17 protein-coding genes are annotated in these 22423 nt (G+C 31.6%); 5 read left to right on the forward strand and 12 right to left on the reverse strand.

Going from position 1 to position 22423, the window contains the following annotated elements; genetic code table 11:
• Positions 1 to 15: 15 nt before the first annotated feature.
• Positions 16 to 633, forward strand: a complete 618-nt coding sequence (locus UEQ13_RS01325; RefSeq protein ID WP_329804552.1) for a VanW family protein — start codon at positions 16 to 18, stop codon at positions 631 to 633.
• Here the strand turns inward: UEQ13_RS01325 and UEQ13_RS01330 are convergent.
• The 7 genes from UEQ13_RS01330 to porU form a co-directional block, all read right to left on the reverse strand.
• A complete protein-coding gene (locus tag UEQ13_RS01330; RefSeq protein WP_329804553.1) occupies positions 630 to 1313 on the reverse strand; it encodes an SDR family NAD(P)-dependent oxidoreductase in 684 nt (227 codons plus the stop codon). The genes UEQ13_RS01325 and UEQ13_RS01330 overlap by 4 nt on opposite strands.
• Positions 1303 to 2295 (reverse strand): M28 family metallopeptidase, encoded by a 993-nt coding sequence (locus UEQ13_RS01335; protein WP_329804554.1) that lies wholly within the window; start codon positions 2293 to 2295, stop codon positions 1303 to 1305. Before UEQ13_RS01335 ends, UEQ13_RS01330 begins: the two co-directional genes overlap by 11 nt.
• Before the next feature lie 82 nt (positions 2296 to 2377).
• The gene (locus UEQ13_RS01340) at positions 2378 to 3991 is read right to left on the reverse strand and encodes a 2-oxo acid dehydrogenase subunit E2 (RefSeq protein WP_329804555.1); all 1614 of its coding nucleotides are present in this window, start codon (positions 3989 to 3991) and stop codon (positions 2378 to 2380) included.
• A 3-nt stretch (positions 3992 to 3994) separates the two neighbouring features.
• Positions 3995 to 4996, reverse strand: coding sequence for a pyruvate dehydrogenase (acetyl-transferring) E1 component subunit alpha (pdhA, locus tag UEQ13_RS01345; protein WP_329804556.1), 1002 nt, complete (start codon positions 4994 to 4996; stop codon positions 3995 to 3997).
• Positions 4997 to 5130: 134 nt separating this feature from the next.
• The gene (gene cdd / locus UEQ13_RS01350; RefSeq protein WP_329804557.1) at positions 5131 to 5613 is read right to left on the reverse strand and encodes a cytidine deaminase; all 483 of its coding nucleotides are present in this window, start codon (positions 5611 to 5613) and stop codon (positions 5131 to 5133) included.
• Between the two features lie 89 nt (positions 5614 to 5702).
• Positions 5703 to 6896 (reverse strand): type IX secretion system outer membrane channel protein PorV, encoded by a 1194-nt coding sequence (gene porV / locus UEQ13_RS01355; RefSeq protein ID WP_329804558.1) that lies wholly within the window; start codon positions 6894 to 6896, stop codon positions 5703 to 5705.
• An 89-nt stretch (positions 6897 to 6985) separates the two neighbouring features.
• Complete coding sequence (gene porU / locus UEQ13_RS01360) at positions 6986 to 10849, reverse strand: type IX secretion system sortase PorU (RefSeq protein ID WP_329804559.1); 3864 nt, start codon at positions 10847 to 10849, stop codon at positions 6986 to 6988.
• A gap of 191 nt (positions 10850 to 11040) precedes the next feature.
• On the opposite strand from porU, the gene gldJ reads away from it, so the two are divergent.
• Positions 11041 to 12768 (forward strand): gliding motility lipoprotein GldJ, encoded by a 1728-nt coding sequence (gene gldJ, locus UEQ13_RS01365; protein WP_329804560.1) that lies wholly within the window; start codon positions 11041 to 11043, stop codon positions 12766 to 12768.
• Positions 12769 to 12831: 63 nt separating this feature from the next.
• Positions 12832 to 14115: a UDP-N-acetylmuramoyl-tripeptide--D-alanyl-D-alanine ligase gene (locus tag UEQ13_RS01370; protein WP_329804561.1), complete on the forward strand. Its 1284-nt coding sequence runs from the start codon at positions 12832 to 12834 to the stop codon at positions 14113 to 14115.
• A gap of 57 nt (positions 14116 to 14172) precedes the next feature.
• On the opposite strand, the gene UEQ13_RS01375 is transcribed toward UEQ13_RS01370, so the two are convergent.
• The 3 genes from UEQ13_RS01375 to UEQ13_RS01385 all read right to left on the reverse strand — a co-directional run bounded on the left by UEQ13_RS01375 (position 14173) and on the right by UEQ13_RS01385 (position 18217).
• Positions 14173 to 16458, reverse strand: a complete 2286-nt coding sequence (locus UEQ13_RS01375) for a T9SS type A sorting domain-containing protein (protein ID WP_329804562.1) — start codon at positions 16456 to 16458, stop codon at positions 14173 to 14175.
• A 12-nt stretch (positions 16459 to 16470) separates the two neighbouring features.
• A complete protein-coding gene (locus tag UEQ13_RS01380; protein WP_329804563.1) occupies positions 16471 to 16857 on the reverse strand; it encodes a hypothetical protein in 387 nt (128 codons plus the stop codon).
• 220 nt (positions 16858 to 17077) lie between these two features.
• Positions 17078 to 18217: an acyl-CoA dehydrogenase family protein gene (locus UEQ13_RS01385; RefSeq protein WP_166124489.1), complete on the reverse strand. Its 1140-nt coding sequence runs from the start codon at positions 18215 to 18217 to the stop codon at positions 17078 to 17080.
• A gap of 96 nt (positions 18218 to 18313) precedes the next feature.
• Between UEQ13_RS01385 and UEQ13_RS01390 the strand changes: the two genes are divergently transcribed.
• Positions 18314 to 19378, forward strand: a complete 1065-nt coding sequence (locus UEQ13_RS01390) for an anhydro-N-acetylmuramic acid kinase (RefSeq protein WP_329804564.1) — start codon at positions 18314 to 18316, stop codon at positions 19376 to 19378.
• A gap of 190 nt (positions 19379 to 19568) precedes the next feature.
• Here UEQ13_RS01390 and UEQ13_RS01395 read toward each other — a convergent pair whose 3' ends face one another.
• Positions 19569 to 20408: an alpha/beta hydrolase gene (locus UEQ13_RS01395; protein WP_329804565.1), complete on the reverse strand. Its 840-nt coding sequence runs from the start codon at positions 20406 to 20408 to the stop codon at positions 19569 to 19571.
• Positions 20409 to 20455: 47 nt separating this feature from the next.
• Positions 20456 to 21049 (reverse strand): TetR/AcrR family transcriptional regulator, encoded by a 594-nt coding sequence (locus UEQ13_RS01400; RefSeq protein ID WP_329804566.1) that lies wholly within the window; start codon positions 21047 to 21049, stop codon positions 20456 to 20458.
• Positions 21050 to 21153: 104 nt separating this feature from the next.
• Between UEQ13_RS01400 and UEQ13_RS01405 the strand changes: the two genes are divergently transcribed.
• Positions 21154 to 22380: a Glu/Leu/Phe/Val dehydrogenase dimerization domain-containing protein gene (locus UEQ13_RS01405; protein ID WP_329804567.1), complete on the forward strand. Its 1227-nt coding sequence runs from the start codon at positions 21154 to 21156 to the stop codon at positions 22378 to 22380.
• The last annotated feature ends 43 nt before the right edge of the window (positions 22381 to 22423 follow it).

Here is a 22423-nt window from a genome sequence, read left to right on the forward strand (position 1 = left end):
CTCAATGATTACAATATGAAATTTTCAAAGAAGAGAAATGAAAAAATCATTTTGAATCAAAAACTTGAAACCGTTCAAGAAATAAAAAAGGGAAGTTATTATGAAAATAAAGTCCATAATTTTCATTTCGTATCGAGACAAATTTCTCAAGTTATAATTTATCCGAATGAAGTTTTTTCCTTTTGGAAAATCATTGGCAATCCAAACAATAACAAAAACTTTAAAGTCGGTAGAAATTTAGTTAATGGAAAAATATCAGAAGAAATTGCAGGCGGAATCTGTCAAATTAGTAGCATTATCTATCATACCGCAATAAAAACTGATTTAGAAATAATTGAAAGACACAATCATTCTATTGATATTTATGCTGAAGAGGAAAGATTTACTCCATTAGGCGCAGATGCAACTATTGTATTCCCCTACAAAGATTTAAGAATTAAAAATAATTATAATTTTCCAATTTCCTTTTCTTTAAAAATTAATGAAAATGAAGTTCTTTGTGTTTTACTTAGTGAAAAACATATTCAAGAAAATAATCTAGATTTTGTTCGAGATTATTTTCCGAATACTATATGTGTTTCAACAATAAAAAATGGTGAAATCATTAAAAAATCTATTTACAAAAAACCTTAAGGCGTTGTAGAACTCACTTGCAACACTTTTCCGTTATAATATTTGTTTCCAGTTAAGGCGAAATTATAAATATAATCGGCCATTTCTTTTGCTGAAAGTGGTGCTTCGTAACCTGGAAAAGCTTCTTGTAACATTTCGGTATTTACAGACCCTAAGGCTAAAACATTGAAAGCAATTCCGTTTTCTTTGTATTCTTCCGCTAATAATTCTGATAACGTAATTACAGCACCTTTACTTGAACTGTAAGCTGAAAGTCCTGCAAATTTCATACTTCCTTGGATGCCGCCCATAGAACTTATGGTTACGACGTGACTCCCTTTTTCCATAAATGGAATACACATTTTAGTCAATTCGGCAACAGCAAAAACATTTACTTTATAGATATTTTGAAATTCTTGTGTAGTAATTTCAGTGAAATTTTTATGCAATAAACTTCCTGCATTATGAATTAATACATCAACTTTTTTCCAAGTTTTCGAAATAAATTCATTCACTTGTTGTAACTGATTTTCGTCTGAAATATCAATTGGCAAACACGTAATATTTTTGTGATCGATTAAAGTTTGAGGTGTTTTACGAGAAATGGCTAAAACATTATAACCTGAATTGGCAAACTGCAACGCCATTTCGTAACCGATTCCACGAGATGTTCCTGTAATAATTATATTTTTATTTTCCATTTAGCTTAATTTCTTTGGTTGGGGCATTCGTCATTTTTTCTAAAACTGGAATCGTTTTATTTACGATTGTTGTAATATGAGCTGTATTCATTAATTCGAATTCGTCATCTGGTTGATGGTAAAATTGAAAATTCTCAAAATCGAAAGTGGAAACCGTTTGGGCTGGCACATTAAATTCGTCATAAAAAGGGAAATTATCTGACGCTCTAAATAACATATATTTCGTTTCAGCTGAAATATAACCCACTAATTTATCTCCAGAATATTCATTCATTTTAGCAGCCATATTACTTTTTCCAAAACCGGTAATATACATTAACATATCTCTATTTTGCATTGGCACACCAACCATTTCATAATTAAACATGAAATATAAATTCATATTTTGTTGTTTCAATTTTGCTGCTAAATGTTTAGAACCTAGTAATCCTTTTTCTTCTGCAGAAAAGAACACAAACAACAAACTTCTTTTATTAGATTTTGCTTTCGCGAAGTATTTCGCAACTTCTGAAACTGATGTAGTTCCTGCAGCGTTATCGTTGGCACCATTGGCAATATCGTCTCCATTTACGGCAGAAATTTTACCAATATGATCATAATGTGCACCAATAATTACAAATTCATTTTTTAAAACTGGATCCGTTCCTTCAATGTAACCTACAATATTATATGATGTTTTTTCAAAATTTGAAAGTGTATCACGATAGGTTTTGAAATAGGGTTTGATACCGTTTTCTTTTAACAGATTTTCAAGGTAAATGGATGCTTTTTCGATGCCTTTACTTCCAGAATCTCTTCCTTCCAATTCATCAGAAGTTAAATATTTTAATGTTTTAGAAATATCTGCTTCTTTTGCAAAAGCAATTACTTCGTTAGACTTATTTTCTTGAACTTCTACGATAGCATCAGGAGTTGGAATCATTTTAGCGGGTCCGCAAGATGCAATTAGAAAACCAAAAGCAATTAGTGAAATTTTGTTCATATTTTTAAATTTTAGTAAAAATAAAAAAATCCCATCAAGTATTTACAGGATGGGATTTTTATTTATGTATTTTATGAAAATTTTATGCTAACATTGTAACTGGATTTTCAATAAATTGTTTTAATGTTTGTAAAAATTGTGCTCCAGTTGCGCCATCAATTGTTCTGTGATCGCAAGCTAAAGAAAGCATCATTGTATTTCCTACTACAATTTGTCCGTCTTTCACTACTGGTTTTTCAACAATTGCTCCAACAGATAAAATCGCAGAGTTAGGTTGATTTATGATTGAATTAAATTCTGTAATTCCAAACATACCTAAGTTAGAAATCGTGAAAGTACTACCTTCCATTTCTGTTGGTAATAATTTTTTAGATTTCGCTCTACCTGCTAAATCACGAACTCCAGCACCAATTTGAGACAAACTCATTTGGTCTGTAAAGTTTAAAACAGGAACTACTAATCCGTCTTCCACAGCGACAGCCACACCAATATTAACGTGATGATTGATAAGAATTGAATCCTCTCTCCATTGTGAATTAATTTTTGGATGTTTTTTTAATGCCATTGCTGATGCTTTAATCACCATATCATTAAAGGAAACTTTAGTATCAGGAACTGTATTAATTACAACTCTAGATTTCATCGCTTCATCCATAGCAACCTCAATTACTAAATTGTAATGTGGTGCTGTAAATAATGATTCTGCTAAACGTTTCGCTATAATTTTTCGCATTTGCGAATTCTTAATTTCTTCAGTAAATTTTTCTCCGTTTGGAACAAATACTTTTGCTGCAACTGGAGTTTCTTTAGCTTCAACAACTGCTTGAGCCGGAGCGCTAACTGTAGATGGAGTAAAGTTTTCTACATCTGATTTTGTAATTCTTCCGTTTTCACCAGAACCTTTCACTTGAGATAAGTTGATTCCTTTATCAGAAGCTATTTTTTTAGCTAATGGTGAGGCGAAAATTCTATCATTTGAGTTTGTTGGAAGTTGGGTGTTTGAAGTTACTTCAGTTTGCGTTGATGCTTTAACTTCTTCAGCTTTCGGAGCTTCAGCAGTTCCATCAACTGCATAATTTGCAGCAATTGCAGAAACATCAGTACCTGCTGGTCCTAAAATGGCTAAAATAGTATCAACTGGAGCAGTTCCACCTTCTTCAACACCAATATATAATAAAGTACCTGCATTAAAAGATTCGAATTCCATTGTAGCTTTATCTGTTTCGATTTCTGCTAAAATATCTCCTTCTTTAACGGTATCACCTACTTTTTTTAACCAAGTAGCTACTGTTCCTGTTGTCATCGTATCAGACAAACGAGGCATAGTTATTACTTTTACTCCTGCTGGAATTTCAGTTTTAGCTGAAGTTGCAATTGGAGCATCCGATTTTACTTCAGTAACTGGAGTTGCTTCTGCTTTTGGAGCACCACCTGCTAATAAGGCAGAAATATCTTCACCTTGTTTTCCGACAATGGCTAATAAGGAATCAACTGGTGCCGATTCTCCTTCTTGAATTCCGATGTGTAATAAAACCCCATCATAGAAAGATTCGAATTCCATTGTCGCTTTATCTGTTTCGATTTCAGCTAAAATTTCACCTGTTTTTATTGTATCACCCACTTTTTTCAACCAAGTTGCTACCACTCCTTCTGTCATGGTATCACTTAAACGGGGCATTGTAATTACTGTTGCCATAATTTATAGTCTGTGAGGAATAAATGGATAATTTTCTTGTTCGTAAACCACATCATATAATTGTTGTGCTTCAGGGAATGGAGATTCTTCAGCGAATTTTTCACATTCAGCTACTAAATCATTTACCCTTTGATCTATTGCTTCAACTTCAGCTTCAGTAGCGTAATTGTTTTCTTTGATGATATCTAAAACTTGAGTAATTGGGTCGATTTTTCTGTATTCTTCCACTTCATCTTTCGTTCTGTAATGTTGTGCATCTGACATAGAGTGACCTCTATATCTGTACGTTTTCATTTCTAAGAAAGTTGGTCCGTCTCCACGACGAGCTCTTTCCATTGCTTCATGCATTGCTTCAGCCACTTTTACTGGATTCATTCCGTCAACTGGTCCACAAGGCATTTCATACCCTAAACCTAATTTCCAAATATCTGTATGATTGGCAGTTCTTTCAACAGAAGTTCCCATCGCATATCCGTTGTTTTCACAAATAAATACGACTGGTAATTTCCATAACATAGCCATATTGAAAGCTTCGTGTAAGGAACCTTGACGTGCCGCACCATCTCCAAAATAAGTTAATGTAACTCCGCCAGTTTCAAAATATTTATCGGCGAAAGCCATACCAGCACCAACAGGAATTTGTGCTCCAACAATACCGTGACCTCCATAAAAACCATGCTCTTTAGAGAAAATATGCATTGAACCACCCATACCTTTAGAAGTACCAGTAACTTTACCTAATAATTCTGCCATTACTGCTTTTGGATCCACGCCCATACCAATTGGTTGTACGTGATTTCTATAAGCTGTAATCATTTTATCTTTTCCGCCTAACTCCATAGCATGTAATGCACCTGCTAATACAGCTTCTTGTCCATTATATAAATGAAGAAATCCTCTTACTTTTTGTTGTATATATAACGCAGCTAATTTGTCTTCAAATTTTCTCCAAAACTGCATTTCTTCATACCATTTTAGATATACTTCTTTTGTAATTGGTTTCATATGTTATTTATGAATTTATTTGTTTTTATTTTTTACGAACCACAAAAATACTACAACCTATTTTATTCTAAAAATTAATTGCTGTTTAAATTTAGAAATTAATCGATTTAATTTATTTTTTGCTAACGAAATCGTTATAGGTTACTTTTATCGAACATGAATGGCAATAAATTTTTCAAAGAATCCGATTTATATATTGCTCCTTTTGCTCCCATAAAATAAATTTCGATAGGTAAATCTTGTTTGATTTCATATTCTGCAATAGATTGTCGACAAGAACCACAAGGCGGAATTGGATTTTCCGAATCTCTATCTGAAGGCGTTGCCGAAATAAATAATTTCACAATTTTATTATTTGGATAATTTGCACCTGCATAAAAAATCACTACTCGTTCTGCACAAAGACCAGACGGATAAGCCGCATTTTCTTGATTTGAACCTTGTAAAACCACTCCATTATCTAAAACTATTGCTGCTCCAACTAGAAATTTTGAATAAGGCGCATAGGCATTCTTTCTTATTTCAATAGCTTGGTTCATGAATTCTTTTTCAGATTGTGATAATTCTTCGAAAGACTCGAAAACTGACAATTTAGTTTCTATTTGAATTTCCTTCATATTTCGTTCTATATTATTTTAATTTTTTAGGAAAAAAAATCCAAATTCAAAAAAAATTGAATTTGGATTAAAGTTTATTTTATGTTTTATTAATTATCATCGTATTCGTCACCGAAATTAAATGTTAGAGAAAAACGCAATGTGTTTTCTAATGGGTTTCTTACTTTTGAAGCGGAGAACAAATAGGAAACATCAATTTTAACAATATTATATTTGAAACCTGCGCCTAAAGTTAAATACTTTCTGGCACCTTTTTCTACACTTTCATTAAAGTAACCTGTTCTTAAAGCAAATGAATCTTGGTACCAATATTCTGCACCTAAAGCCCATGTAAACTCTTTTAATTCTTCAGAAAAACCATCAGGTGCATCTCCAAAAGATTTGAAAATCCCGCTTGTCCAACTTATTTTTCTATAGTTTTCGTTATTCGTATCTCTTGCAGCAGTTACTTCGTTAGGATCTGTAGTATCACCATCATTATTTAAATCTACAGGAACAGGAATTTGAGGTGTTGGCACTAATAACTTTGTTACTTCACCAATAAGACTCACTTTATTATAATCGTCAAAAATAAAATCAAAACTTCCTCCTAACCTCATGTTTGCAGGAATAAAGTTTTCATTTAGTTGATCATTATCGTAAGAAATTTTTGGTCCTAAATTTTGAAAGTTAAAACCTGCTCTCCATCTTCCATTAAAACTATCGTAAGCTTCTTCTTCAGATTGATACAAACCAGAGATATCTACCGCAAAAGTAGAAGCTGGTTTAGCATCTGTATTCGCATTTGCGATTTTTAGATTAGAACGGATATAACGCCCAGCAATACCCATAGCAAATTCAGGGCTCAATTTTAAGGAATAAGAACCATCTATAGCTAATTCATTTGGACTTGCAATTACAGCCACTTCATTTGGATCACCCGTTTCTCTTAATTCAATATCTCCTAAACCAAAATAACGCAAACTTCCTGCAAAAGCACTTCTGTCGTTAATCTTGTTAAAATAAGTAATTTGTCCTAATGAAATATCGTTAGCAATACTTGTTAAGTAAGGCGTATAACTCATAGAAAAACCTTGCTTTTGTTTTGAAAAAGCGTATTTAGAAGGATTGTATTGTTGCGAATAAGCATCAGCTGAAGTTGCTACACCCATATCTGCCATACCTGCAGAACGTGCATCAGCGGCAATTAATAAAAATGGAACTCCAGTAGTAATTACTCTATCTTGCGCATTTGTAAACTGAGCAATTAAAATAATTGGTAAAAATTTAATTAGATTTTTCATCTGTTTGTTTTGGTTAATACTATTTATTTCAGATGTAATTTTGTTTCAATATGTTTTTTTTAAAGCAAGCCGACAAATATACATTTTTTTTATAGGATAACAAGTTTTTCTATTTTTTCTGTTTTTTTACCTGTTGTTGATGATTTTACCGTTAGTTTATAAACGTAAACACCTTTTCCAATTCGGTCACCGAAATCATCTTTTCCATCCCATTTTATATCTCTAGAATTAAAGCCCTCATTCACAATTGTTTGATTAATTGTCTTTACTAATTTTCCTGTAATTGTTAAAATTTGCACTTGTACCTCTAAAGGTTCAAATGGTCGGTTATGATTGAACCAAAACTCCGTGTAACTCACAAATGGATTAGGATAATTTAATACATTTTTCAGTTCTAAATCGCCATTACCAATAACAATAAACTGAATTTCTGAAGTAATTAAATTATTGTAAACATCCCAAGCTTTGAATAAAATTGTATGAAGCCCTGGCGCTAAATCTCTATATGGATAAGTAACTTTTCCTTTTTTGTAATTATCCGTTTCTGTTTCGTAATAATCATTTAAAATATAAGGATTATTTTCATCACCATCTAAAACAGCTACAATATCATGTCCAATTCCGCTTGCCGTATTGATACCATTTTCATCCTCTAAAAAGGCTAAAAATATTGGCGATTCATTTGTAATTCCACCGCTTACAAAATTGGTGTCATTCATGTACAATTTTAATTTTGGCGGCGTCGTATCAGTGGGTGCGGCAAAATTTACTCCACCAACTTTAATTTGGGTATTATATCCTGTTTGATCTTGTAAAATTGAATTATCTCTTTTAGCGTAAAAACTTACTCTTGCATTACCTACAGGGATTTGAATATCTTGTGGCACGATGAAACTGAATTCGAATTTACCGTTAACAACTGAAGCATTTCCTCTGTAAATCACTTCACCTAAAGTGACAAAATTTAATTTTGGTTGATTATATGGCGGTAACGAAACGTTATCATTATCTAAAGTTAGTCTGTTCAAATTTTTATCATAAACTTGAACGGCTAAATCACCATTATAATTAGCAATCAAAACATTATTTTCATCTAAAACTTCTCCAGTTAATGTTGCTAAAGACAAAGCTTGCAAAGAAAGCGTTGTAGCATTAATATCTTCACCATTAACTTTTGTAAGAACCACTTTTGGTCTAGGTATTGCTAATTTCAGTGCTGGATCACCAACATAAAAAACCACCCTTTTATTTGAACCTCCGACAGCAATTTTAGAACGTCTTAAACTCTCGGCGATAGATAAATAAGAATTATTTTCCATGGTAAATAAATTGGCATAAATTTCTTCGTTTAACTGAATACCTAAAGATTGACCAATTTGTCTGGTTGTCGCTAATAAGGAAATAGCACCACCCGCTTTATTCCAATACATATATTCACCACCAGTTGGACGATTCGGATCGTCAAAACGAGTAAATTCACAAGTAATTGTAATAAACAAAGGATATTTATATCTATTATTCAGCACTTGTGCATCGGCTTTTTCAAAAATACGCTCTACAGCAAAACTTTCTTCATTACCATGCCCGTAATAGTTTAAAACCAAAGCCCCTAACTCAATAGCATCAATAAAAGCTTTTTTAGCTTGTGGATATCTAGGGCCACCAGCATTAACTTGTTGAGTATAGGCATCTGTAAAAATTTTATTGGTATTGAAGAATGGATTTGCAGCAGTAACTTGATCTGCTAATTCATTTAAATCTTTTTGTAGAAACCAGTCTCCAGATAAAAACGGATTCGGATCATCCGCATAATACACTAAATTATTTCGCCATCTTTTATATGATTTTTCATCGTAATATTCATACACTTTATTTACCATTTCTGCTGCCTGAACGTTGTTATTTACGATCATTCTTCCAACGGCTAAATCCATTAAATCAGCCGAAGCTTGCAAATCACCTTCATTATTATCCATAAGTGTAAAAAAATCATCCGACATAAATGAAGCGAATAATGAAAAATTACTACTATTATTAGGATTTAAAGATTGCGAAGGATAAAACCCATGAAAAATTGGAACAACATTAGTATTGTTTCTAATTCTGTCTTTAAAATCATAAGAAGCATCTCCAAATAAATTTAAATATTTTACTCTATTTGCAGTACTTGAAGCATTACTATAAACGTATTTTACAAAATTTCTGATTGCTGCTACATCTTGTTTACCTCCACCAAATTCGTTGTAAATAGCTGGTAAAGTCACAACCTTAACATTCATATTAGAATTATTTCTATGAAAATTAGCCAAACTTTCTGCTTGAGCCACTAAATAGGTAGGCGTAACAATTAAATAATCGATATCTTGAAAAACACCTTGATTATTTTTAAAAATTGTTCCTTTTAAATTTTGATTCGCAACATTAGTATCTGCGTCTCTTAAAGGAGAATATGTATCTGAAAAATCTACAGCTATAAATTTTCGACTTTGTCCTAAAGGCAATTTAAATTGAATACTACTAGAGGTATTATCCAATTTAGTAATATTATAAATATCCGTGATTTCCCAAACCGCATTAATATTTGTAGCATTAGAAATAGAAAACTGTCCAACACCAATATTTGTTTTGACTAAATTATTAGAAAACAAAAACTGTTTGCCGTAACCTTTTAATTCCGCATTATACTTTAAAGTAATATAATCTAAATACCCTTTTGAGGAAGGAATACCATTATTATTGTACTCTATATTAATTGATATAGAATTATTAGCGGGCGTAAAACTTGTATTTAAAATATTTTCAAAACCTAAAGAAGAACCCGAAGCGGCATTTATTAATACATTCCCAATCTCAACATTATTAGCTTTTACCTTAAAAGACGTTGTAATAAATGAAACGGCAGCAAAATCACCAAAAAAATTAACAGCTGAACCTGCAACATAATTAGGAAGGGTAAAATTAAAATTTTGACTCTCTTCTACATTAAAACTTTCGCCAAACCATCTTCTTCCGATTTTACCCGCATTAACTAAATCTAATTCATGAAATTGATAACCATCATAATTAGATAGTAATAAATTTGGAACTGCAGTTGGTTCAATATATGCTTGAATTCTTTTTCCAGAACCACCAGATGTTGTTACATAATAATAAGACCTATCCACAAATTGATTCACATGAGTTAAACTTTCTTCATTCCAAGTATCAACACCTTCTGCATAAAATAAAATAAAATCAGCATCATTAAAAACACCATCATCTTCACCTAAAAACTGAATGGCATTTTCTTCTAAATCATTTGGATATGGAATACTATTTAATAAAGGCAACATTCTACCTCCATTTCCATAAATTTTAATATTCCTTGGATCAACACCAACGTTTACTCCTATGCTTTGAAGAAAACCTTTACTTAACTTATAAACTCCAGATTTTTCTACATAAAATTTGTTCCAACTCCCATTTGATAAAACAGAATTCTGAATAGCGTTTACCGTATTAATAGATCTATTAGAATTAGAACTCGTATATTCGAGTGTAAAAGATTTAACTCTTTTAAAACCATTACCATCCTTAATTATTGGATTAAAACTAAATGACAACAAAGCTTTATCTCTTGCAAAAGATGAAAATGATTTAAAGTCTAATTTAGTAGAAATATTTGAAACATCTAAAACTCCTAAAAGTGTAACATCGATTGTTTCATAAATAACATTAGTAAGAAATGCATCTGCATCAGAAACTAATCCGTCAACATAAATAACATTAGAATATCTTATGGTTTTTTTTGAATCATCAAATTCAAAATTTCTAGATTCAAATTGCGGCAAATTATATTTTAAATCACCTATAACAAATGAGGAATTATTTGCCCAAACAAGAGAAAAATCCTTCGAATTTTGAGCAAATGTCAAAAATGAAGAAAACAACAGTATTAAAAAAATCTTTTTCATTATCATAGTAACGCAAAATAAACTAAAATATTGTTAATATTAAATTTTTAAATAAAATTATACAATATTTAACACGTTAATCCGTTAGTAATTAATCGAGTTTACATAATGTTTAATTTTTTTTTATTTTTTTGTTGCATATTAATCGTTTATTACTATCTTGCGGCACTTAAATTATTACCTACAAAAGTATGAAAGTTACTAAAATTATGACTTTAAAATTGTTATTAGCGTTGTCTATAACAATAGGTTTTACCAGCTGTAGCAAAAAAGGAAGCACAAAAGGTGGTTCTAGCGCAACTGGATGGCAAATCAACGACAAAAAAGGTGGTTTCCAGTATAACACAAAATTCAAAAAGCAAGAAACTCCTCCTGGAATGACTTCTATTGAAGGTGGTGCGTTTACAATGGGTAAAGTTGAAGACGATGTTATGCATGATTGGAATAATAGTCCAACAAAGCAACACGTTCAATCTTTCTTCATGGATGAAACTGAGGTTACCAACATGATGTATGCAGAATATTTATTCTGGGTTAAATCTGTTTATCCTCCAACAGAAGACAATTACAAACACATTTATAACGGAACTATTCCAGATACTTTAGTATGGAGAAATCGTTTAGGTTACAACGAAACGATGACAAACAACTACTTAAGACACCCCGCTTATGCTAACTACCCAGTAGTTGGAGTTAACTGGATTCAAGCAACTGAATTTTGTGAATGGAGAACAAATCGTGTGAACGAAAATATTCTTGAAAAAGAAGGTTACCTTAAAAAAGGAAATAAAATTAGTGCTGATGTAACTGCAGAATCTAATTTCGATACAGAATCTTACATTAATTCACCTTCAAAAACTTTTGCTGGTAACCAAGAAATTGTTTTAAAGAAACCAATGGGTTCAAAAAGCAGTGGAAGAAGAACAGGAAAAGACGGTGCTACTGAAGGTTCTTCAGAAGCTAAAAACGTATATGCTCAAAGAAGTTCTGGTTTAATTTTACCAGAATACAGATTACCAACTGAAGCGGAATGGGAATATGCTGCATTAGCTTTAGTAGGAAACAGAGAATACAACATTTACAAAGGTCAAAAGAAATACCCTTGGAAAGGTCAATATACTCGTTCAGGTAAAAGACAATATAGAGGTGACCAATTAGCCAACTTCAAGCAAGGAAAAGGAGATTATGGCGGAATAGCAGGATGGTCTGATGACGGTGCTGATATTACAAACTATGTAAAAGCTTATCCTCCAAATGATTTCGGATTATACGATATGGGTGGAAATGTTGCGGAATGGGTACAAGACGTTTACAGACCTATTATTGATGATGAAGGAAATGATTTCAACTACTTTAGAGGTAACGTTTATACTAAAAACAAAATTGGTGAAGACGGAACTGTAGAAATGGTTACTGTTGACAACATTAAATATGACACTTTAAGTAACGGAAAAGTAATGGCTAGAAACTTCCCTGGTTCTATCGCTCAAATTCCAGTTGATGACAACGAAACATATTTAAGACAAAACTTCTCAACTTCTGACAATAAGAATTACAGAGATGGAGACAGACAATCTACAAAATACTTTGACTTTGGATCTTCTGAAGAAGAAAAAGAAAAAGCAGATGACCCTAACAAAAGAATGTACAAAGCTCCATTACATAAAATCTCTGTAGATAGCGCTGGAAACCAAGTTAAACAATTTGACAAGGCTGACAACAGAACTACTTTAGTTGATGACAATGTAAGAGTTTACAAAGGTGGTTCATGGAGAGATAGAGCATATTGGTTAGATCCAGCTTCAAGAAGATATTTCCCACAAGATATGGCAACTGACTACATCGGATTTAGATGTGCAATGTCGAAAGTTGGACCTAAATCTAACAAGAAAACTCCAAGAGGAAACGTAAAAGGATAATAATTCTTTAAAATATTTTAAAAAAGCCCTTTAATTTTAAAGGGCTTTTTTTATTTTAGCACTATGGAAACAGCAACAATTCACAATTACTTTTTGCAAACAACTGGTATTGCAACTGACAACAGAAAAATCAACACAGATAACTTATTTGTAGCTCTTAAAGGCGATAACTTTAATGGAAACAAATTCGCTTTAAGTGCATTAGAAAGCGGAGCAAAATATGCCATCATTGATGAAGCTGAATACAAAATTGACGAACGTTTTATTTTAGTTGAAAATTCTTTAACCGCCTTACAACAGTTAGCAAACTATCACAGAAATCAATTAAACATTACCATAATTGGTTTAACCGGAAGTAACGGAAAAACAACAACTAAAGAATTAATTAACGCTGTTTTATCTCAGAAATTCAAAACTAAAGCAACAATTGGCAACTTAAACAACCATATTGGCGTTCCTTTAACTTTACTTTCTTTTGATACTACAACTGAAATTGGTATTGTAGAAATGGGTGCCAATCATCAAAAAGAAATTGAAATGCTATGCGGAATCTGCCAACCTGATTTCGGTTACATTACCAATTTCGGAAAAGCACACTTAGAAGGATTCGGCGGAACGGAAGGTGTAATTAAAGGGAAAAGTGAATTGTACGAATTTTTAGCTACACACCACAAAACAGCTTTTGTAAATTCGGACGATACAATACAAAACGAAAAAACAGCAACTATCAATCGAATCACTTTTGGCATAAACAATACTGCAAATTTTTTAAACATTACAAAAATAGAAACAAATCCGATGGTGAAAATTGAATTTGAAAACACTACAATTCAATCTCATTTAATTGGCTTATACAATGCCAACAACATTAATGCTGCCATCACAATTGGAAAACATTTTGGCGTAACAAATGATAAGATTAAATTTGGTTTAGAAAACTATATTCCTAATAACAATCGATCACAATTATTAGAAAAGAATTCGAACAAAATAATTTTAGATGCTTATAATGCGAATCCAAGTAGTATGAACGCAGCATTAACAAACTTCTTTCAGCTAGAAGAAAAAAATAAAGTTGCTATTTTAGGAGATATGTTTGAATTAGGAATTGAAAGCTCAGACGAACATAAAAAACTAATTGAGTTTTGTTTCAATCAAGAAGACACTACTTTCCATTTTATTGGAAAGGATTTATTTGCACATAAAAATTCAAACCCAAATATGAACTTTTATGAAACTTTTGAATCTTTCCAATCTGTATTTCCAAATCACAAAACAGAAAATAGTTTCTTACTTATAAAAGGCTCACGTGGCATGAGTTTAGAAAGAACTTTAGATTTATTATAAAAAAAGAGCAACCAAATATCGGTTGCTCTTTTTTTATAATATTGAAAATCAGTAAAATTATTTTACTATGATCTTCTTTATTGTATTATTTTTAAACTTCAACAAGTATATTCCTTTAGCATAACCTGAAAAATCTAGTAATGTTATCGGCTCTTTAATTGATATTTCTTTTATCTGTTTACCCGTAGTATCAAATAATACTGCTTTTGTATCTATAAGTTCTGGTTGTGTTACATTAACTGTAATAATATCTGTACTTGGATTTGGATAAACACTAATTGTTCCAACACTATTTACATATTCATCTGTTGAAAGAAAAACATTATACAAATCACTTTCCCAAACACCTCTTCCATAAAAAGAAACTCTTATTACACTATTACTTGTCCCATCAAAATAACCAAACAAATCAGTAATCCTTGCAATAACCGGCAATCCTGTAGAAAAACTTACCCAATCAGTAATTGTATTATTTCTGTAATACACACCAAATGGAGTTGTTAAATAAAAACTTTCATCTGATTTATATGGATCATGAATTAAATTGAGAATATTACTACTTGAGAGCGTTCCTGAAATATCTGACCAGTTGACAGCCTTATTAATAGAACGATATACTCTATTCCCACACGTTAAATAAATAATATTAGTATTGTTTTTATTAACAACTATTGTACTGTAAACATCTGTTTCAGAAGGTGCTGTAGAAACTTGCGCAAAAGTATTTCCATTTGAAGTATAATGAACTTGACCATTATCAAGAACAACGTATATTTCATTTATATTTGTTGGAGACACTGCAACACTTTTTATTGTTCCTGTAAATATTTTTACAGTAGTCCAAGTAGGAGAAGCGGTAAGAAGATTAATGGTTTTTTTAAGTTCAACTCCTTGACTTACTAATCCAAAACTAGTATTCTGATCTGTAAAAACATAATTATCATTATTACTTGGAGATGTGATTCCATATGAAGACTCAGGATCATTTAGAACAAGATCTTTTTTTGTTGCATCTTCGTGGTAATATGCAATATTTGGATTAGAGTAATCAAATGTCACTTTAGATCCCCAATCTCCTCCACGATTACAAAACCATGCATTGTTATTTAAATAAATTTCCCCATTATCTTGTGTACCTACAGTAACAATATTTCGAGATAATTTACTATGCCCCATATGATAAATTTCAGTTGCACTTAAACCGTTACAACTCTGTACCCAATTATTTCCTCCATCTGTACTTGAAAAAATACCTCCATCATTAATATTATATAACTTAGTATTATCGTAAGGAGAACTTATTATTTGATGCATATCTGTATGACAATTTTCATACCAGTTAGTCAGTTTCGACCATGTAACTCCTGCATCCGTACTTTTCCAAACTACATGACCTACTGCATATACTATATTTGCATTAATTCTATCTGCAAAAATATCCCAGTTATAGTTACCTTGTCCGTTTTCAGTTGGTTCATAACCATTTAGGTTGGGTTGGCTATTTCCTTTTCTTAATGTAAAAGTTACTCCTGAGTCTGTAGATTGATATATAATTCCTCCTTTTGATGTTGTCGCAGAATCATTATTACTTCCCACAAAACCAACATATACAACAGAACTATTAGAAGCCGAAGTAGTGATTCTTCCTCCATTTCCAGGAACAGGATTTACAGATGCAATTTGCGACCAAGTTTCTCCATCATTAGTACTTCTCCAAAATTGGTTATCGTTAACAGCATAAATTATTGTTGTTGAACCTGGTTTATATTCCATATCTTTAAAGGCACCTCCACTTTTTTTAACAGTCCAAGTAGCACCAGCATCAGTGCTTTTCCATATTCCATCAGTTGTTGCAGCTAATATGGTATTATTATTATTTGGAGAAACAAGAATTTCAAGCGCCATACGATTACTAATTCCTGAATTTGAAATAGACCATGTTACCCCTCCATTACTACTTTTATAAATCCCATATTCATCAGAATAATAATTAGCATCTCCTGTAGATAAATAAAGTATATTATCATTAGTAGGATCTACACAAATTGCAGAACAACTTCCTTGGGGAATCTGAAAATCAGTAGATGTCTTAATCCAATTCGAACCAGCATCACTACTTATCCATAAACCACCAGAAGCACTAATTGCATATATTTTTTGATTATCTGTGGGATGAAATTTTATTTGACTAACTCTACCAATTCCGTTTATTTGTCCAGAGATGTCTGTTGGAAATAAAACTGGTCCTTTAATTGTCCAGTTTCCACTTGTATTTTGAGCAAACACAAATTTTGTAAAAAAAATTATTGATAATAGAAGTACTTTTCTTAGATGTAGTAACATTTTTTTTAATTTTTAATTTCTAGCTTTTTTCTCTTTTTCCCAAATTTCTAATTTCTCATCTTGAGTTAAAAGTGTTCCATCGCTTTTTACATAAGCTAAGTTTTTTTTCTGCCATAAAAGAAATTTCTTATATTCAAAACTGTAAAGTATCGCTTCTTTTTCTTTATTTTCCCTTATTTTAGAGTTCTTTGCAGCAAAAACCTCATCTTCAACAACAGGTTTTTCTTTATTTTTCCAATATTCATTAAAAGTAGATACGGCTTCGAAATAATTCACATTTGGATCGTTCATCATTTTTATCCACTTTGGAGTGTCATCTTTAGCGTCTTGAGCTTTTACATTTTGCAAGAAACCAAAGAAAAGTATAAGAATTTTAAAAAGAATATTTTTTGTTTTCATTATATATATAATTAAATTTATAAAACTATTAATTAACAACAAACTAGCTGTCGAACAAATATATAATTTATTTTAATTATTTGTGATGGATTAAACAAGTTTTCTGCAATTTTGAATACTAGAATACTAAACAAAAAAACAACCTAAGTAGTAAAAAAATTGAGACACAAAAAAGCCCGACTTAAAAATCGGGCTTTTATATATTTATAATTGAAATAAATTATTTTACTAATCCTCTTGAAATCACAATTCTTTGAATTTCAGATGTTCCTTCATAAATTTGAGTAATCTTTGAATCACGCATCATTCTTTCCACATGGTATTCACTTACATAACCATTTCCACCGTGAATTTGAACCGCTTCATTAGCCACTTCTAAAGCAATTTCAGAAGCATATAATTTAGCCATCGCACCTGAATGTGCAATATCTTCACCTAAATCTTTTTCAGCCGCCGCTTTGTGAATTAACAATCTTGCAGCCGTAGTTTTTACGTGCATGTCAGCTAATTTAAAAGCAATCGCTTGATGTTGGAAAATTGGTTTACCAAAAGCTACACGTTCTTGAGCATATTTCAAAGCCAATTCATAAGCACCTTGAGCAATACCTAAAGCTTGAGAAGCAATTCCAATTCTTCCTCCGTTTAAAGTTGACATCGCAAATGAAAACCCAAAACCGTCTGCACCAATTCTATTTTCTTTAGGAACTTTTACATTATTGAATAATAAAGTATGCGTATCAGAACCTCTAATTCCCATTTTCTTTTCTTTCGGTCCAATATCAAAACCTTCCATTCCTTTTTCCATAATAAGAACGTTAATTCCTTTATGTCCTTTAGAAGCGTCAGTTTGAGCAATTACTAAATAAGTAGAAGCTGTTCCACCATTTGTAATCCAGTTTTTTGTTCCGTTTACTAAATAATGGTCACCCATATCAATAGCTGTAGTTCTTTGCGAAGTAGCATCAGAACCTGCTTCTGGCTCAGATAAACAGAATGCTCCAATTACATCACCTTTAGCTAACGGTGTTAAATATTTAATTTTTTGTTCTTCTGAACCATATTTTTCTAAACCTGCACAAACTAATGAGTTATTTACAGACATGATAACAGCGGCAGAAGCATCAACTTTAGCAATTTCTTCCATTGCTAAAACATATGAAATACTATCTAAACCAGCTCCACCATATTTAGGATCAACCATCATTCCTAAGAAACCAAGTTCTCCCATTTTCTTAACTTGTTCAGTCGGAAACTTTGAATGTTCATCTCTTTCTATAACACCAGGTAATAATTCTGTAACAGCGAAATCTCTTGCCGCTTGTTGAATCATTAATTGCTCTTCGTTTAATTTAAAATCCATTATTTTACTATAGGTTAATTGAATATATCTGAAAAATTTCGTTCAAATGTAGTTATTTTATATGAAATTTTCAATAAGAAATTGTATTTTTAACCCATGTTTAAGCAGAACTATAACGTTATCGGAGTAATGTCGGGCACTTCATTAGATGGAGTGGATTTGGCTCATATAAAATTTGAAATAAATCACAATAAATGGTCGTATGAAATTTACGAATGTGATACTATTTCCTATACTAATGAAATCATTTCTAAACTAAAAAACGGAATTAATTTCAGCACAAATGAACTTTCAGATTTAAATATTGAATATACCAATTTACTTGGAAACATTATTTCTGACTTCATTACCAAAAATAACATTTCAAATATTGATGCGGTTTGTTCACACGGACATACGATTTTACATCAACCGCAAAATGGATTCACACTTCAAATTGGGAATTTACAAGAAATCGCAAAAATCGTTCAACAAAAAATAGTGTGCGATTTCCGAGTTCAAGATGTCAATTTAGGTGGTCAAGGCGCGCCTTTAGTGCCAATTGGTGATAAAATTTTATTTTCTGAATTTGATTATTGTTTGAATTTAGGCGGATTTTCTAATATTTCTTTTGAAGAAAACAACCAACGAATTGCGTTTGACATTTCACCAGTGAATACCGTTTTGAATTTTTATGCGAATACTTTTGGATTAGAATATGACGATAAAGGTAAAATTTCTGCTTCAGGAAAATTGAATTCGGAATTATTATACGAATTAAATCAACTAGAATTTTACAACAAATCGTTTCCAAAATCTTTAGGATTCGAATTCGTAAAAGAAACAGTTTTACCTATTTTAGAAAGTTACAGCATTTCAACCGAAGACAAAATGCGAACATTCACGGAACACATTGCTTTTCAAATCGGGAAAATTCTAACAGCCAAATCAGGAAAATTGTTAGTTTCTGGTGGTGGAGTTTATAACGATTTTTTAATTGGCAGAATGAAAGCACATTTACCAACTATTGAAATCATAATTCCTGACGAAAAAACCATAAAATTTAAAGAAGCTTTAATTTTTGCCTTACTTGGTGTTTTAAAATTACGAAATGAAATTAATGTTTTAGCAAGTGTAACCGGTGCTAAACAGGATCATAGTTCTGGTGAAATTTATGAATAGCATTTTTTTGCCACGAATTCACGAATTTTATTTTCGAAATGTGAATAAACTTATTTCATCGAAGATGAAAATTCGAATTAATTCGAAACTTTTAATTTTTAAAAATTCGCCAATTCGTGGCAAACAAAGAAATAGTTAATAAACTAATTTATTTGAAGCCAAATTTGATTCAACACTAAACTATCACATTTTAGTTCTTAATAAAATCAGTTACATTTTTAATTAAATCCTTGCTTTTTAAATCGTGTCCTAAACCTTCCGTTAAAATTAATTGACTGTTTGTCCAATGTTTATTTAATCGGATTGAATAGTTATAATTCGTAGCTAAATCATTTTTATCATGAACGATTAAAGCTGGAATGGCAATACTTTCCGCAAATCTAGCACTCGAAAAATAACTTGGTGCTTTTCCTAATTGAGTTTGAAATTCATCAATAATTAAATTAAGAGATTTCGTCGTTAATCCTAAAGTTTCTTTATAAAATTCGAAAAAATCTGAAGCTTCGCCTGGCGCACCCATAATTACTACTTTTTCAATCGTATGTTCTTTATATTGATCTAAAAAATAGGTTGTAGCAAATCCACCAATAGAATGACTAATTATAGATGAAATTTCAGAATTTAGTTCTAAAAAAGCATTGATGACTTTCGCATACAAAACCACATGAATCGATTTTCCAGATGACAAACCATGAGCTGGCGCATCTAAGGCATAAACAGTAAAATCATTTTTAAGCAAATGTTCTATGTAATTTTTCCAACGAAACGAATGACTCGACCAACCGTGAACTAGCAATATTTTTTTACTACCACTACCCCATTTATAGGTTTGAATTTTATACCCTTCCAAATCCAAAACTTCCGACATTCCTTTTTGTAAAAATTCCAATTGATGCGGTTTTACTTTTCGTGCAAACGGATTACAAAAAAGCAGAAAACCATCCTTTTTTAGCTTTTTTGGGTGTACAAACGACAATAAATTGAAATAAAAACCCATTGATTTTTGCATTATTTTCTTAAAATTCATCATTATTTTTATTTTAAGATACCAATTGGTATCAAATTATTTAAATTTTTTTATAGTAATATGTCAGAAACAATCCAATTTTTTAAATGATTGACAACAATCTCAATATCGGAGTTAGAGTTTTGTAATTTACTCATCATTACACCGCCTTCAAGCGTTGAAATCATTATAGTTGCCACTAATTTTTCATTCACTAAAGCCCCGACTTGTTTATGTGTTTTTCCATTGATAATAATTCTTTCAACAGAATCACGAAAAACAGTTAAAGCTTGTTGCGCTTTTTGCTTCAATTCTAAGTTGGTATCGTCTACTTCAACGGAAACATTTAGCAACGGGCAACCACCAATAATTAATGGATTTGTAATGTAACTTTGGAACAAATTTAACACACAAAACAGCTTATCTCTTGTGTTATTTTGAGCTTTAATTTTCTCATTTAGCGCCACAAAAATAGCTTGCATCATTTTCTGAAAAGCTTCAATTTCTAGACATTCTTTATTCTCAAAATGCCTGTAAATCGCACCCTTCGTTAAGCCCGTAGCATCAGTGATATCACTTAAAGACGTAGATTTATACCCTTTTGTATTGAAAAGGCTCGTTGCTTCTTTTAGCACTTTTGCTTTAGTTATTTCTGAGGATCGCATATGCAAAGATACCAATCGGTATCAAAATAACAAAAAAAAAGTAAAATTTCTTTTTACATTGTTTGAAAAAGCTAAATTTGCATATCAAAATTAATAACTTATATATGAAAGATTTACTACATAAATTCGAAAATAAAGAACCAGAAATCGTTTTCAATTGGAAAGATCCAGAAACCGAAGCAGAAGGTTGGACAGTTATTAACTCTTTACGTGGTGGTGCCGCTGGTGGTGGAACGCGTATGAGAATTGGTTTAGATCAAAACGAAGTGCTTTCTTTAGCAAAAACTATGGAAGTAAAATTTTCAGTATCTGGTCCAGCAATTGGTGGAGCAAAATCTGGAATTAATTTTGACCCAGCAGATCCTCGTAAAAAAGGAGTTTTAGAACGTTGGTACAAAGCCGTTTCTCCATTATTGAAAAATTATTATGGAACGGGTGGTGATTTAAATGTAGATGAAATTCACGAAGTAATTCCAATGACAGAAGAATGTGGTGTTTGGCATCCACAAGAAGGTGTTTTTAACGGACACTTCAAACCAACTGAAGCGGATAAAATTAACAGAATCGGACAATTACGTCAAGGTGTAATTAAAGTGATTGAAAACGGAGAATTTACTCCAGATTTATCAAAAAAATATACTGTAGCCGATATGATTACGGGTTACGGAGTGGCAGAAGCTGTGAAACATTTCTACGGAATTTATGGCGGAAGCGTTGTGGGTAAGAAAGCCATAGTACAAGGTTTTGGAAATGTAGGTTCAGCTGCAGCCTTTTATTTAGCTAAAATGGGTGCGACAGTAGTCGGAATTATCGATAGAGATGGCGGAGTTCTTAACGAAAACGGTTTCACATTCGAAGAAATTACAGAATTATTCAGAAATAAAGATGGAAACAAATTAGTTTCAGACCAAATGATTCCTTTTGCAGAAATCAATGATAAAATTTGGAAAATGGGTGCGCAAATTTTCGCTCCATGTGCTGCTTCAAGAATTGTTTCTAAAGACAATGTTGAGAATATGATCGCTTCTGGATTAGAAGTTATTTCTTGTGGTGCGAATGTTCCTTTTGCAGATAAAGAAATTTTCTACGGACCAATTATGGAAGAAACGGACAATAAAGTAAGTTTAATTCCAGATTTTATTTCAAACTGTGGAATGGCAAGAGTTTTTGCTTACTTCATGGAGAAAAAAGTTCAAATGACAGACGAAGCTATCTTCAATGATGCTTCAGAAATTATTGGAAAAGCCATTCAAAAAACATTTGATGTGAATTCAAGTAAAACAAACATCAGTGCAAGAGCTTATGAAATTGCATTGAAACAATTAGTGTAAACACACAACAATATTTATTTAAAAAACTACGTTGGAACAATTT

Source organism: Flavobacterium facile (assembly GCF_036321945.1).
In the GTDB taxonomy this organism is placed as follows: Bacteria; Bacteroidota; Bacteroidia; order Flavobacteriales; family Flavobacteriaceae; genus Flavobacterium; species Flavobacterium facile.

Coding starts and splice junctions, on each gene's coding strand:
- UEQ13_RS01325 (WP_329804552.1), top strand. CDS start 16: ATGAAATTTTCAAAGAAGAGAAATGAAAAAATCATTTTGAATCAAAAA.
- UEQ13_RS01330 (WP_329804553.1), bottom strand. CDS start 1,313: ATGGAAAATAAAAATATAATTATTACAGGAACATCTCGTGGAATCGGT.
- UEQ13_RS01335 (WP_329804554.1), bottom strand. CDS start 2,295: ATGAACAAAATTTCACTAATTGCTTTTGGTTTTCTAATTGCATCTTGC.
- UEQ13_RS01340 (WP_329804555.1), bottom strand. CDS start 3,991: ATGGCAACAGTAATTACAATGCCCCGTTTAAGTGATACCATGACAGAA.
- pdhA (WP_329804556.1), bottom strand. CDS start 4,996: ATGAAACCAATTACAAAAGAAGTATATCTAAAATGGTATGAAGAAATG.
- cdd (WP_329804557.1), bottom strand. CDS start 5,613: ATGAAGGAAATTCAAATAGAAACTAAATTGTCAGTTTTCGAGTCTTTC.
- porV (WP_329804558.1), bottom strand. CDS start 6,896: ATGAAAAATCTAATTAAATTTTTACCAATTATTTTAATTGCTCAGTTT.
- porU (WP_329804559.1), bottom strand. CDS start 10,849: ATGAAAAAGATTTTTTTAATACTGTTGTTTTCTTCATTTTTGACATTT.
- gldJ (WP_329804560.1), top strand. CDS start 11,041: ATGAAAGTTACTAAAATTATGACTTTAAAATTGTTATTAGCGTTGTCT.
- UEQ13_RS01370 (WP_329804561.1), top strand. CDS start 12,832: ATGGAAACAGCAACAATTCACAATTACTTTTTGCAAACAACTGGTATT.
- UEQ13_RS01375 (WP_329804562.1), bottom strand. CDS start 16,458: ATGTTACTACATCTAAGAAAAGTACTTCTATTATCAATAATTTTTTTT.
- UEQ13_RS01380 (WP_329804563.1), bottom strand. CDS start 16,857: ATGAAAACAAAAAATATTCTTTTTAAAATTCTTATACTTTTCTTTGGT.
- UEQ13_RS01385 (WP_166124489.1), bottom strand. CDS start 18,217: ATGGATTTTAAATTAAACGAAGAGCAATTAATGATTCAACAAGCGGCA.
- UEQ13_RS01390 (WP_329804564.1), top strand. CDS start 18,314: ATGTTTAAGCAGAACTATAACGTTATCGGAGTAATGTCGGGCACTTCA.
- UEQ13_RS01395 (WP_329804565.1), bottom strand. CDS start 20,408: ATGATGAATTTTAAGAAAATAATGCAAAAATCAATGGGTTTTTATTTC.
- UEQ13_RS01400 (WP_329804566.1), bottom strand. CDS start 21,049: ATGCGATCCTCAGAAATAACTAAAGCAAAAGTGCTAAAAGAAGCAACG.
- UEQ13_RS01405 (WP_329804567.1), top strand. CDS start 21,154: ATGAAAGATTTACTACATAAATTCGAAAATAAAGAACCAGAAATCGTT.